Genomic DNA, 12,998 nt, shown 5'->3' with positions numbered 1-12,998 from the left:
GCGGACCGGATGATTTCTGCTGACGATCTGATTGCGCTGGTCCGCAACTACAATCCCAAGACGAATGCTGAACGTATCGCGCTGGCCTATGAGTTTGGCCAGAAGATGCACGAAGGGCAATTCCGCCACTCTGGCGAGCCCTATTTTACCCACCCCGTTGCCGTTGCCGCCATCCTGACCGAACAGCGTCTGGATGATGCGACGATCATTACGGCTTTGCTGCACGACACGATCGAAGACACCAAGGCCAATTACGGCAAGGTGTCCGATCTGTTCGGGGATGAGGTCGCCAAACTGGTCGATGGCGTCACCAAGCTGACCAACCTGCAACTGTCCAGCCGCGAAACCAAACAGGCCGAGAATTTCCGCAAGCTGTTCATGGCCATGTCCAAGGACCTGCGGGTCATTCTGGTCAAGCTGGCCGACCGTCTGCACAACATGCGCACCATCAAGGCGATGCGGCCCGAAAAGCAAGTTCAGAAAGCGCGCGAGACGATGGATATCTACGCGCCGCTTGCGGGCCGCATGGGGATGCAATGGATGCGCGAGGAGCTCGAAGACCTCGCGTTCCGCGTCCTGAACCCCGAAGGCCGCCAGTCGATCATCCGTCGCTTTATCACGCTGCAACGTGAAACCGGCGATGTGATCCACCGCATCACCGGCGACATGCGCCACGAGCTGGAAAAGGCGGGCATCGAAGCCGAAGTCTTTGGCCGCGCCAAGAAACCCTATTCGATCTGGCGCAAGATGCAGGAAAAGGATCAGGGCTTTTCGCGCCTGTCCGATATCTACGGGTTCCGCATCATTACCCAGACGGAAGAAGACTGCTATCGCACGCTTGGGGCCATCCATCAACGCTGGCGCGCGGTGCCGGGGCGGTTCAAGGACTATATCAGCCAGCCGAAATCGAACGGCTACCGCTCGATTCACACCACCGTTTCAGGCCGTGATGGCAAACGGGTCGAGGTTCAGATCCGCACCCGCCAGATGCACGATGTGGCCGAAACCGGCGTTGCGGCGCACTGGTCCTACCGGGACGGGGTGCGCACGGAAAACCCCTTTGCCGTCGACCCGGCGAAATGGATATCCAACCTGACTGAACAGTTTGACAACGAGGATGATCACGAGGATTTCCTCGAAGCCGTCAAGCTCGAGATGTATTCGGATCAGGTTTTCTGCTTCACCCCGAAGGGCGACGTGGTGAAACTGCCGCGGGGCGCGACCCCGATCGATTTCGCCTATGCCATCCACACCCGGATCGGCCATGCCTGCGTGGGGGCCAAGGTCGATGGCATTCGCGTGCCGCTCTGGACGCGGATGAAGAACGGCCAGTCGGTGGATATCATCACCGCTGACGGGCAGACACCGCAGGTCACATGGCTTGAGATCGCCGTCACCGGCAAGGCCCGCACCGCCATCCGCCGCGCCCTGCGCGAGGTGGATCGCGAACGGTTCATCAAGCTGGGCAAGGAACTGGCGCGCTCGGGTTTTGACCATGTGGGGCGCAAAGCCACCGACAAGGCGCTTGATACCGCCGCCAAGCACCTGCGCCTCAAAGACCGGCATGAATTGCTAGCCCGTCTGGGCAGTGCCGAACTGACTGCCCATGAGGTGGTCGAGGCCGTCTATCCCGAACTGGCCAAGGATGAAGGCGACGCCATCCCGCTGCGGCGTGCCGTGATCGGTCTTGAGCCCGGCCAGAAATTCGACCGCGCGCCCTGCTGCCAGCCGCTGCCGGGCGAACGGATCGTGGGTATTACCTACCGGGGCAAGGGCGTTGTGGTGCACGCCATCGACTGCGACAAGCTCAGCCAATATGAAAGCGAACCGGAACGCTGGGTCGATCTGCACTGGCATTCGGGCACGCACCCAGCCGTCTATGGGGCGACACTGGATCTGACCATCGGCAACGATGCCGGGGTTCTGGGGCGCATTTGCACATTGATCGGCGAGAAAAAGGCCAATATCTCGAACCTGGAATTTGTGGACCGCAAACCGGATTTTTACCGCCTGCTGATCAATGTCGAACTGCGCGACCTTGAACAGTTGCATTCGCTGATGCTGATGCTTGAGGCTGAAAGCGACGTTGCAGCGGTCGAGCGTTATCGGGACCGGACCAAGACCGCGACTGCGGCTGGCTGAGAAGGGGTGATCACGGGTGGTATTCAAGCGCCGAGACCGACGCTCTCCTGTTCAGGTCGCATCGGAACTCGTCTATCCGCGTGGCGGATGGACCCGCGCCTTCCACTATGTCAAACACCGTGTCCGCCGCCTTCCGGATTCCCCTGACCGGATCGCCCGTGGCATAGGGGCGGGCGTTTTCGCATCCTTCACGCCGTTTTACGGGCTGCACTTTCTGGTTGCGGCAATTGGTGCGCGGCTGATCAAGGGAAATATTCTGGCCGCCCTCAGCGGCACGTTCTTCGGCAACCCCCTGACCTATGTCCCGATTGGGGTGATCTGCCTGCAAACCGGGCATTTCCTGCTGGGCACTGAATATGAAGAAGGCGACACGCAGGGGCTGATGGGCAAATTTGCCGACGCCATCGGTGACCTCAAGAACAATCTTCTTGCCCTGTTCACGGACCGCGTGGCCGACTGGCACGGGCTGGGGCAGTTCTATGATGATGTTTTCTATCCCTACATGATTGGCGGCATCATCCCCGGCATCGTGGCGGGCATTATCTGCTACTACCTCAGCCTGCCGCTGATCCTGACCTACCAGCTGCGCCGCCGCGCCAAGATCAAGGCAAAGTTTGAAGAAATCAAACGTCTGGCCGGAGAAACAACTGCCGGTCCCGCGCCAAGATCGCTAAGGTCGGGGCGAAAATCTGCAAAAGGAACCAAATGATGACCGAAAGCCGTCTGCGTCTGGGTGTGAATATCGATCATGTCGCCACCGTGCGCAACGCGCGCGGCGGGGCCTATCCTGACCCGCTGCGCGCCGCCAAGCTGGCAGAAGAGGCTGGCGCCGACGGCATCACCGCGCATCTGCGCGAAGACCGCCGCCATATCTCGGACGCCGATATCGACGGGCTGATGGAGGTTCTGTCGGTGCCGTTGAATTTTGAGATGGCCGCGACGCCCGAGATGCAGAAAATCGCCCTGCGCCACAAACCGCACGCGGTCTGCATCGTGCCCGAAAAGCGCGAAGAGCGCACCACCGAAGGCGGGCTTGAAGTCGCGCGCGAGGAAAATAAGCTGGCGCATTTCATCGCGCCTCTGCGTGAGGCTGGCTGCCGTGTGTCGATCTTCATTGCCGCCGATCAGCGTCAGATCGAAGCCGCCCACCGCATCGGTGCCGAAGTGATCGAGCTGCACACCGGCGCCTATTGCGACGCCCATGCCGAAGGTCGCATGGAAGATGCCGAACGCGAGCTTGAGTCGCTGCGCCAGATGTCCACCTTCGCCCATTCGCTGGGGCTCGAGGTCCATGCGGGCCATGGCCTGACCTACGACACCGTAAAACCGGTTGCCGCTTTCCCCGAGGTGAAAGAGCTGAATATCGGTCATTTCCTGATTGGCGAGGCGATTTTTCTGGGCCTCACCCCGGCCATTGCCGAGATGCGCCGCCTGATGGACGAGGCGCGCGCGTGATCACGCCCGGCTTTGTCGCCATCTGGCTGGCCTGGCTGATGGCGGGCGGCTCTCCGGGGCCAGCGACGATGGGCATTGCCGGAACCGCCATGAACGAAGGCCGCACCGCTGGGCTGGCCTTTGCACTGGGCATCTGTGCCGGGTCCGCCGCCTGGGGCATTGCCGCAGCACTTGGCCTGTCGGCGATCATGCTGGCCAATGTCTGGGTGTTCGAAGTGATCCGCTATGTCGGCGTGGCCTATCTGGGTTGGCTGGCCCTCAAGGCCCTGCGCCGCGCGATGACCGCGGATGAGGTTGCTTTGGGCAAACCGGCCACGGGCGCACTGCCGACGATCTTCGCCAAAGGTGCCGCCATCCACCTGACGAACCCCAAGGCGATCCTCAGCTGGGGCTCGATCTACGCCATCGTCGCTCCCAGCGATGCCGGCCTGTCGATGCTGCTGAGCTATTTCGCCATGCTCTATGCGGGATCGTTGATGATCTTTATCGGCTATGCGTTTCTGTTTTCATCCGAGCGCATGGTCCGAACCTACCGCCGTGCCCGCCGCTGGTTCGATTTCGCCTTTGCCGGGTTCTTCGGGGTGGCGAGTTACAAGATCCTGACGGTGCGGTTGGGGTGAGCGATTCAGACTGAGGCCTGTTTGTTGAACTATTTGTTTTCACAAGATAAAAGGGTTGGGTTGCATCGCCCTTTGTTTCTGAGCATTGTGCTCATGACCTATGTTTTTCTGAGTATGGCAAGGACATTTCTTTGGTTTGAATGGCCGACAAGGTTTTCCCCGCTGACCCTTTCGCTTGTGGTGGCCGCTTTGCTGTACGGTTTTGATACCGGTCGCAGAGGTTTCCAATGCGGCCCGTCAGTAAAAAGTTGGATACTCGCGCGAAAAATGGTTCTGACCACTTTTCTTGCTGTGCTTACTTTCGCTTTGCTTGACGTTCTGACAGACCCAGCCCGACACTGGCACCGGCCAGAACACACTGCACTGATGTGCCTTGAGCTCTTGGTCAGTTTGGGTGTTTCCTGGATTTTGTGTCGTTACGCATTTGTCTTTGGTGTTGGCAGAGGGTTCAGCATGCACTTAAGTAAAAACGAGCGAAAAACATGATCCTCGGCATCGGCACAGACCTTGCAAACATAGACCGCATTCAGGGTACGCTCGACCGGTTCGGCGACCGGTTCCGCAACCGTGTCTTTACTGACACCGAACAGCGCAAGGCCGAACGCCGCGCGGATACCGCAGGTACCTATGCCAAACGCTGGGCCGCGAAAGAGGCCTGCTCCAAGGCACTCGGCACCGGCCTGCGCATGGGTATTTCGTGGAAGGACATGGCCGTCACCAACCTGCGCACCGGTCAGCCGGTGATGCATGTCACAGGCTGGGCCGCCGAACGCCTGAACGAACTGACCCCCGCAGGGTACGAGGCGATCATCCACGTCACGCTGACCGATGACCACCCCTGGGCACAGGCCTTTGTCGTGATCGAGGCGCGTCCTCTGCAAGATCACGTCACACAGCCTTGACTTGACCCCATCCCCCCCGCATGTAGCAGCGAAGCCAAGCACAGAGAACTGGAGAGAGCAGTATGGCCGACGAAGCCAAGACCGGAAGCGGCGTCTGGGAAACGATCAAGACCATCGTCTATGCCCTGCTGATCGCGGGCGTGTTCCGGACCCTCTTCTTTCAACCGTTCTGGATTCCCTCCGGTTCGATGAAACAGACGCTGCTGATCGGCGATTTCCTCTTCGTCAACAAGATGGCCTACGGCTATTCCTACGCCTCATGCCCCAGCCTGATCATCCCCAGTGTCGGCCTGAACATCGACGCCGAAGATCTCTGCGGCTGGATGCAGGGTGATGACGGCAGCCGCATCTGGGGCGGCGACCCCGTGCGCGGCGATGTCATCGTCTTCCGCCACCCGGTCAGCGGGCGCGATTATATCAAGCGCCTGATCGGCCTGCCGGGCGACCGCATTCAGGTCCGCGAGGGGCAGATCATCCTCAACGGCACACCGGTTCCGCAGCAGCCTGACGGCATATTCACCGAAATCGCCGAACCGCAGGGCCCGCAACGCCTGCGCCCACGCTGCGAAAACGGCCCCGTTGGCGTTGGCGGCGCCTGTGAAAAGTCGCGCCTGATTGAAACCCTGCCCAACGGCGTCACCTATGACGTGCTGAATATCGGCAATCAGGGCTCGGACAACACCGGCATCTATACCGTGCCCGAGGGCCATTATTTCTTCATGGGCGACAACCGCGACAATTCGGCTGACAGCCGCCTGCCGCAATCCGCTGGCGGGGTTGGCTATGTGCCCTACGAAAACCTGATCGGTCGCGCCGACCGGATCATGTTCTCGTCCGCTGGCCGGTCGATGCTGTTCTTCTGGACCTGGCGCGGGGATCGCTTCTTCAAGGCGGTCAATTGAAGCTCTCAGCCGAGATAAAGGCGTTTCAGCAACGTTTGGGGTATGAGTTTGCCAACCCCGAGTTGCTGGTGCGTGCGCTGACCCACGGCTCGGTCTCATCGTCGACCCGGCCCGACAATCAGCGGTTGGAGTTTCTGGGCGACCGCGTACTGGGCCTTGTCATGGCCACCGCGCTGCTTGAGGCCGACAAGAAAGCCTCCGAAGGCCAGCTTGCGCCCCGGTTCAACGCGCTGGTCCGGAAAGAGGCCTGTGCAGACGTCGCCCGCCAGATCGATCTGGGCGCGGTGCTGAAACTGGGCCGGTCCGAGATGCTCTCGGGGGGGCGCCGCAAACAGGCGCTGCTGGGCGACGCGATGGAGGCGGTGATTGCCGCCATCTACCGCGACGCCGGGTTCGAAGCCGCCCGCGATGTCATCCTCGCCCTCTGGGGCGACCGCATCCACAAGGTCGAGGCCGACGCCCGCGACGCCAAAACCGCGCTTCAGGAATGGGCACAGGCGCGCGGCCAGAAACCGCCCAGCTATGTCGAGGTCAAACGCAGCGGCCCCGACCACGCCCCCGTCTTCACCATCGCCGCCCGCCTTCAGGACGGAACCGAGGCGCAAGCCACCGCAGGCTCCAAGCGCCAGGCCGAACAGGCGGCTGCCAAGGCGTTGCTGGAGCAAGTGGTTTGATCTGTAGCGCGAATCCCGGCACATGAAGATCAGACCGGCACAAAAGTCGGACGCCGCCAGCCTTGCGGCACTCTCGATCGAAGTCTGGGTCGGTACCTATTTGCAGCGTGGCGTGAACTCCTTCTTTGCCGAGTTTGCCCTGTCCGAGTTCACAGCGGCCCGGTTCGAATCCCTTCTGGAAGATGGGAAAGACCTTTTGATGGTCTCTGAGAACGAAGATGGGATCGACGGTTACATTCGGCTGGCTGAAGAACGCGTTGCACCTCTTGATGGGCTGTCCGACCTAGAGATTGTGACGTTTTACGTCCAGCCTCGCCATCACGGAAAAGGCATCGGTTCAGCACTATTGGATGTTGCGGTCGATTATACCCGGGACAAAGGCCGGAACGCGATCTGGCTGACGACCAACTCCGAGAATAAGCCCGCGATCGATTTCTATCTGGCCAAGGGGTTCCGACAAGTCGGTGTCACAGATTTCCGCATTGGGGACCAAGCCTATCCCAACTATGTTTTGGCGCTGAATATGCCAGAGCGTCGTTAAGATCACTCCACCCGGATGAACCCGGTCAGCCCGGTTTTCTGGTGTTCGATCACGTGACAATGAAAGGCCCAGTCGCCGGGGTTGTCGGCCACCAGTGCGATATCCGCCACCTCATCCTTCAACAGCAGCATCGTGTCGGTCATCAGCGGTGGCAGGGTGCGCAGGTTGGATCGCAGCGGCACGAAGGCCAGCCCGTGCAGGTGGATCGGATGCAGGTTGGGCGACTCGTTGCGCAACCGCAGGACATAACTTTTGCCCTGTTCCAGAACCGCCAGCGGTCCGGTGCCTTGCGCCGCATCACCCGGCCATGGTTTGCGGTTGATCGACCAGAAACTATACCCCAGCGTGCCGCAGAACCCGTCATTTGGGGCACCGCCTTCCGGTGTCCAGCCAAAGACGAACTCATGCAATTCCGCACGGTTCGGATCCGGGCGCGCAACGGGGTTTGCACGCAACGGGCGCAGCTCTCTCAGATCGCGCGCCGCTGATGTGCCAGTCGCCCGCAAGCGAGCCATGGCGCGATGCGGCTGGCCGGGAAACTTGGCCATCAGGTCCGCTGACTGCCCTTCGTTCGCGGGCATCCGGACGGCAAAATCCACCCGTTGACCGGGGCCCAGCAACAGCGGTTCATCCGCCGTTGGCACCGGCAGATCGATCTCGACCGGATGCCCGTCCCACGCGATGATCCGGGTCTCGGCCCCCTCGGGATGCAGCTTGTAGATGCGGGTCGTGTCCGTGTTGACCACCCGCAGCCGTACCAGACTGCCCGCCGTGTGCTCATAGACCGCCGCGCCCTGCCAGTTGGCGGTCTGCACCGTGCCAAACGTGCCCGCTCGCGCCGCACCCCGCGCCGTATAGGCAGGCAGGAACGCGTCACTCTCGTCCAGACGGAAATCCCGCAGATTGATCACCTGTTCGCTGTCGAACCCCGGCTCTTCCGGCTCGGCAATCACCATCACACCGGTCAGCCCGCGCGCCATCTGCTCCATCGTCATGCAATGGGGGTGATACCAGTAGGTCCCCGCATCCGGTGGCGTGAATTCATAGGTAAAATTTTCGCCCTCGCCGATGGGCATCTGGGTCAGATAGGGCACCCCATCCATCTCGTTTCGGATGCGCAGCCCGTGCCAGTGCATCGAGGTATAGTCCGGCAAGGTGTTGCGCACGCTCAGCCGCATAGGCTCGCCCTGCCGCCCGTACAGAACCGGCGGCGGCGCATCGGGCGACAGGCTGACCATCCCTGTGGTCAGCCCTTCGCGCAGCCGGTAACTGGCGGGTTGCAGCACCAGCTCCTGCGCCGCATCACCTGCCGCCAACGACCATCCGCCCAACCCAAACGCGCCAGCGGCGGCACCGCTTCCAAGAAGAAACTCGCGACGTTTCATGAAAACCTCATTGAAAGAATTTGCTGCCGGGCTGGAACTGGCTGGGCATCTATGCCTGTCCTGCCACCGCAAACGCAGGGCCGCAATGCGACAAATCCCTCTGGCCCGCCGGACCTTTCTGCTATAGGGGGGCGCAGTTGCAGACAGGATTGCCAGACACATGACCACACGCGCCGGATTTATTGCCCTGATCGGAGAGCCCAACGCAGGCAAATCCACCCTCCTGAACCGCATGGTCGGGGCCAAAGTCTCGATCGTGACCCATAAGGTGCAGACCACGCGTGCGCGTATCCGGGGCGTCGCGATGGAAGGCGATGCGCAACTGGTCTTTGTCGACACGCCCGGCCTGTTCAAACCGCGCCGCCGTCTGGACCGTGCCATGGTCGCTGCCGCCTGGGGCGGGGCCGCCGATGCCGATATCGTCGTGCTGATGGTCGAGGCGCATCGCGGCATCACCGAAGGGGTCGAACGCATCCTCGAAGGGCTGGCCGAGATCGGGCAGGGCCGCACCATCGCGCTGGCCATCAACAAGATCGACAAGGTGCCGTCCGAGAAACTGCTGGCGCTGACCAGCGACCTGAACGCGCGCTACCCCTTTGCCGAAACCTTCATGATCTCGGCCGAAAAAGGCCACGGCGTCGATGACCTGCGTAAATGGCTGGCGGGCGAATTGCCCGAAGGCCCGTGGTTGTATCCCGAAGATCAGATCGCCGATCTGCCCCTGCGCATGATCGCGGCGGAAATGACGCGCGAGAAGCTGACCCTGCGCCTGCATCAGGAACTGCCCTACCAACTGACGGTCGAGACCGAAAACTGGGAAGAACGCAAGGACGGCTCGGCCAGAATCGATCAGGTCATCTATGTCATGCGCGACGGCCACAAGGGCATCGTTCTGGGCAAGAAGGGCGAGACGATAAAGGCCGTCAGTCAGGCCGCGCGGGCGGAACTGGAAGAGTTCCTCGATCGCAAGATCCACCTGTTCCTGCAAGTGAAAGTCCGGCCCAACTGGCTTGAGGAATCCGAGCGCTATTCGGAAATGGGTCTGGATTTCAAAGACGGCAACGCATGACCCGCCTGACCGCTGATTTCTGGGTGCACGCCTATCTGGCGCGGCTCCGGTTTCAGGAAATCCCCGCCTTTGTTGTGGCCCATGGCGATGACACCGCGGGCGCGGTTCTGGTCAAGCTCAACACGCTCGACGGGCAGGCCACCGCCTTTCAACGCAGCTTTGATCTGATGAGCGGCGAACGCACATGGGTCGAACTGTCCTCTGGCCCCGAGGGCGACGTGGATCACGCCATCCAGCGCCAGCGCAGCTTTGACCCCGACCTCTGGGTGATTGAGGTCGAAGACCGGCAAGGCCGACACCTGCTGGGCGAAGAGGGGCTGGAGTAGCGGGCCAGACGCATGTCGGCTTTGAGGCCAAGTCGCTGATGCTGCATACAGAGCAAACTGTACCAGTTCCGCGCGAAGCTGCCGTCGTCGCGGAATGGCTGGAATCTCCATACAAGACTGGCAGCTACTCGCTATTGCAGTTAGCGTACCCGAAGCTGGCGACAATTGTTTAATCTAAGTTTAAGGGATTAGAATGACCAAAATCATTTGGATGTCCGATCCTCATTTCCAGAATGAAGGTACAATCGACGGGCTAAACCCACGAGCGCGGCTCGCTGCTGCCATCAATCATGCAAACACCCATCACGCTGACGCTGATTTCGCGATACTGTCCGGAGATTTGGTTGGGGATGATATCGAGGGTGACTATACCGCATTGGCGGGATACCTCGCCAAGTCTAAGTTGCATATCTATCCGATGATGGGAAACAACGATGACAGGGGTGGATTTAGATCCCATCTTCCTTTGCCCGAAGACACGATGCCTGATTTTATCCAATTCGCCCTAGAGACCGCTGTCGGTACAGTGGTTTGCTTGGACACCCATAAGGTTGGCTCCCACGCAGGCCAATTTTGCGAAGTGCGGCGAGGCTGGTTGGATAGCCTGTTGCGCAGGAATGACGATCGCCCCGCTTACATCTTCATGCATCACCCGCCGTTCGCGCTTGGATTGCCTAAACAAGATGAAATCAGACTTGAGGACGAAGAAGCTTTTTTGAATGTCGTTTGCCGCCATACAAACGTGAAGCACTTATTCATGGGGCATGTTCATAGGCCTACCTGTGGGACAGTTCGTGGTATCCCTTTCGCGACATTGGGTGCGTTGTCGTTTCAAGCGCCAGCACCGCGTCCTCCTTGGGATTGGGATAGCTTCAAGCCTCCTAAAGAAGCACCACAATACGGAGTGCTTGAAATATCGAACGGCAACGTGACCCTGCAATATACGCAATTCTGCGATTTCACCCTCGGTATGGACGACTAAGCGGGAATAGTAGACCTCGGCGCATCCGCAGCGAATTGGCACTTCGTCCCACTTAGATCACTAGCCCCCTGCCGTCGGACCAAGCGATTCACGTATCTTTCCGCGCTTGATGTGCAAAACCATTGCAGAACGGAACCCTTCACGATTTTCTGGGAACACCACAACTTAATCACCGACAGGACCCCGAATTGGACTGGCGCGATCACGGCATCCTACTGACCTCTCGCCGCCACGGCGAAACCTCGGCGATTATCGAGGTCTTTACCGAATCCCACGGGCGTCATGCCGGTGTGGTGCGGGGCGGGACCAGCCGCAAGATCGCACCGATCCTGCAACCCGGCGCACAGCTGGATGTGCTGTGGCGTGCGCGGCTGGAGGAACATATCGGCACCTTTCAGGTCGAACCCCTGCGCTCGCGCGCGGCGGCGGCGTTTTCCGGGCGGCTGGCCCTGTCCGGGCTGAACGCCGTCGTGTCGCTTTTGTCCTTCTGCCTGCCCGAACGAGAGGCGCACCCGGCGCTCTATACCCGGACCGAGCGGTTGATGGACCTGTTGGGACAGGATGAGATATGGCCGCTGGCCTACCTGCGATGGGAGCTGGCGCTGCTGGACGAGCTTGGCTTTGGCCTTGATCTGACCGCCTGCGCCGCGACCGGCACGACCGAGGGGCTGGTCTATGTGTCGCCCAAGACCGGGCGCGCCGTCAGTGTCAAAGGGGCGGGGGAATGGGCAGACAAGCTGTTGCCGCTGCCGCCCTGCCTGCGGGGTGAAGGCACCGCGCCGGATGCCGAGATTGCCGAGGCTTTGCGCACAACCGGATATTTCCTGAACCATCGCGTCGCCCCCGCGCTGGGGCATAACCCACTGCCCGAGGCGCGCGCGCGGTTCGTGGATCAGGTCACTCGGCGGCTGTGAACACCATCTCGTGCCCGTCCTCATTGCGCAGGATGAGCACATCGCCCGACACTTCGGACTGGGTCATGGCCAAAAGGGCGGCGAAATAGACCCCTTCGGCCTCAAGCCCGGCGCAGGCGGCCCGCGTTGCTCTCAGGTCCTGAATTTCGAACCACGGGTAGGGCGCGTTCAGCGTGCCGTCATAGCTGTTGCAGGGGGCATTTCCGGCGATCCTGCCCTCTTCGGGGAACCGCAGCAGGGCGCTGGCGGCAAAGGGCTGTCCGTCGATCTCCTGCAACGCCCATGTCCGGTCTGCCGCGCCATAGGCGGCGACGGTTTCATCCCTGTCGCATTGAAACAGGGCCATCAAAGGCAGGGTCAGGATCAGGCGTGTCATGGCAGGGTTCTAGCGTATCAGCCCTGTCGGCGAAACCGGGTCAGTAGGGCAATGACCCGTTCAGAAGCCGCTCGCGCACTTCCAGCCGGGGTGCCCAGTTGTATCGCGTATCCTCGCGCACCGGCGCCCAGAACAAGGCACCGCTGTTGCGCCAGGGGTCGAGGATGATACCGTCATACATCGTGTCCCCCTTGGCGCTGATCGACGCCGAATGGTGGATGATGCGCAGCGGGGTCGGCGGCGACGTGGCCCAATGCAAATCCAGCGTCCGGAAATTTTCCTGCCGCAGGCGTTTGGTCATGGCTTCGGCCCAGTCATTGCACAGACCCTTTTCGCGGAACCCGTTGATGATCTTGGCATTGTGGATGATCGCCGGGTCGGTGACGTTCCAGTCCTGCTTCAGCTGCTGCGAATAGGCATAGGCAATCGTGGCCGCTTGCTGTGCCTCGGCCGGATTAACATCGGGCCCAAGCGCCTGGATCGACTGCGCCAGCGCATCAATATCGTTCCGGCTCACCGTCGGCTGCGGGGTGGTGCAAGCCGACAGAGCAAGAGCCGCAAGAACGGCCCACATGGCAAGGAAAGGTCGGGTCATGCGGTTTCCCAAAAGTTATTTTTCCGTCTCGTGTCCGGCTGATGCTCTACCGGTGAAAGGGGCGGGATCAAAGGGGGAAGTTTTGAAACACGTGGGTCCTTTGTGACCGTCACGC

Annotated in this window: 15 protein-coding genes; 12 read left to right on the top strand and 3 right to left on the bottom strand. The window is 60.8% G+C overall.

What is annotated here, in order from left to right:
* The first annotated feature begins 9 nt into the window (after positions 1-9).
* The 8 genes from AC2FND_RS07245 to AC2FND_RS07210 all read left to right on the top strand — a co-directional run bounded on the left by AC2FND_RS07245 (position 10) and on the right by AC2FND_RS07210 (position 7,236).
* On the top strand, positions 10-2,142 hold the full coding sequence (locus AC2FND_RS07245; RefSeq protein ID WP_209506217.1) for a RelA/SpoT family protein: 2,133 nt from the start codon (positions 10-12) through the stop codon (positions 2,140-2,142).
* Between the two features lie 16 nt (positions 2,143-2,158).
* Complete coding sequence (locus tag AC2FND_RS07240) at positions 2,159-2,851, top strand: DUF2062 domain-containing protein (protein WP_209506219.1); 693 nt, start codon at positions 2,159-2,161, stop codon at positions 2,849-2,851.
* Positions 2,851-3,597 carry a pyridoxine 5'-phosphate synthase gene (locus tag AC2FND_RS07235; protein ID WP_496768835.1) on the top strand — a complete coding sequence of 249 codons (747 nt, stop codon included), beginning with the start codon at positions 2,851-2,853 and terminating at the stop codon, positions 3,595-3,597. The genes AC2FND_RS07240 and AC2FND_RS07235 overlap by 1 nt, the downstream gene beginning before the upstream one ends.
* Positions 3,594-4,217: a LysE family translocator gene (locus AC2FND_RS07230; protein ID WP_496768833.1), complete on the top strand. Its 624-nt coding sequence runs from the start codon at positions 3,594-3,596 to the stop codon at positions 4,215-4,217. The genes AC2FND_RS07235 and AC2FND_RS07230 overlap by 4 nt, the downstream gene beginning before the upstream one ends.
* A 482-nt stretch (positions 4,218-4,699) precedes the next feature.
* Positions 4,700-5,119: a holo-ACP synthase gene (acpS, locus tag AC2FND_RS07225; protein WP_496768831.1), complete on the top strand. Its 420-nt coding sequence runs from the start codon at positions 4,700-4,702 to the stop codon at positions 5,117-5,119.
* A gap of 62 nt (positions 5,120-5,181) precedes the next feature.
* Positions 5,182-6,021: a signal peptidase I gene (gene lepB / locus AC2FND_RS07220; protein ID WP_267366112.1), complete on the top strand. Its 840-nt coding sequence runs from the start codon at positions 5,182-5,184 to the stop codon at positions 6,019-6,021.
* Entirely contained in the window at positions 6,018-6,695 is a 678-nt protein-coding gene (rnc, locus tag AC2FND_RS07215) for a ribonuclease III (protein WP_496768828.1), read from the top strand. The genes lepB and rnc overlap by 4 nt, the downstream gene beginning before the upstream one ends.
* 22 nt (positions 6,696-6,717) lie before the next feature.
* Positions 6,718-7,236 carry a GNAT family N-acetyltransferase gene (locus tag AC2FND_RS07210; protein ID WP_496768826.1) on the top strand — a complete coding sequence of 173 codons (519 nt, stop codon included), beginning with the start codon at positions 6,718-6,720 and terminating at the stop codon, positions 7,234-7,236.
* A gap of 2 nt (positions 7,237-7,238) precedes the next feature.
* Here AC2FND_RS07210 and AC2FND_RS07205 read toward each other — a convergent pair whose 3' ends face one another.
* Positions 7,239-8,621 carry a multicopper oxidase family protein gene (locus AC2FND_RS07205; protein ID WP_496768824.1) on the bottom strand — a complete coding sequence of 461 codons (1,383 nt, stop codon included), beginning with the start codon at positions 8,619-8,621 and terminating at the stop codon, positions 7,239-7,241.
* 160 nt (positions 8,622-8,781) lie between these two features.
* Here AC2FND_RS07205 and era point away from each other — a divergent pair, with 160 nt between their 5' ends.
* The 4 genes from era (at position 8,782) to recO (ending at position 11,912) form a co-directional block, all read left to right on the top strand.
* On the top strand, positions 8,782-9,690 hold the full coding sequence (gene era / locus AC2FND_RS07200; protein ID WP_480473866.1) for a GTPase Era: 909 nt from the start codon (positions 8,782-8,784) through the stop codon (positions 9,688-9,690).
* Positions 9,687-10,016, top strand: a complete 330-nt coding sequence (locus AC2FND_RS07195) for a DUF1491 family protein (protein WP_209598772.1) — start codon at positions 9,687-9,689, stop codon at positions 10,014-10,016. The genes era and AC2FND_RS07195 overlap by 4 nt, the downstream gene beginning before the upstream one ends.
* Before the next feature lie 193 nt (positions 10,017-10,209).
* Positions 10,210-10,998, top strand: a complete 789-nt coding sequence (locus AC2FND_RS07190; protein WP_496768822.1) for a metallophosphoesterase — start codon at positions 10,210-10,212, stop codon at positions 10,996-10,998.
* 188 nt (positions 10,999-11,186) lie between these two features.
* Complete coding sequence (gene recO / locus AC2FND_RS07185) at positions 11,187-11,912, top strand: DNA repair protein RecO (protein WP_267366372.1); 726 nt, start codon at positions 11,187-11,189, stop codon at positions 11,910-11,912.
* Here the strand turns inward: recO and AC2FND_RS07180 are convergent.
* Together AC2FND_RS07180 and AC2FND_RS07175 are read right to left on the bottom strand one after the other, a co-directional pair.
* Complete coding sequence (locus AC2FND_RS07180; RefSeq protein ID WP_496715516.1) at positions 11,896-12,288, bottom strand: META domain-containing protein; 393 nt, start codon at positions 12,286-12,288, stop codon at positions 11,896-11,898. The two genes, recO and AC2FND_RS07180, sit on opposite strands and share 17 nt — an antisense overlap.
* A 40-nt stretch (positions 12,289-12,328) precedes the next feature.
* Entirely contained in the window at positions 12,329-12,883 is a 555-nt protein-coding gene (locus AC2FND_RS07175) for a hypothetical protein (protein WP_480538680.1), read from the bottom strand.
* Between the last annotated feature and the right edge of the window lie 115 nt (positions 12,884-12,998).

The organism is Ruegeria sp. BHSB056, from assembly GCF_059613305.1.
This window is presented reverse-complemented; position numbering and strand designations above follow the sequence as displayed.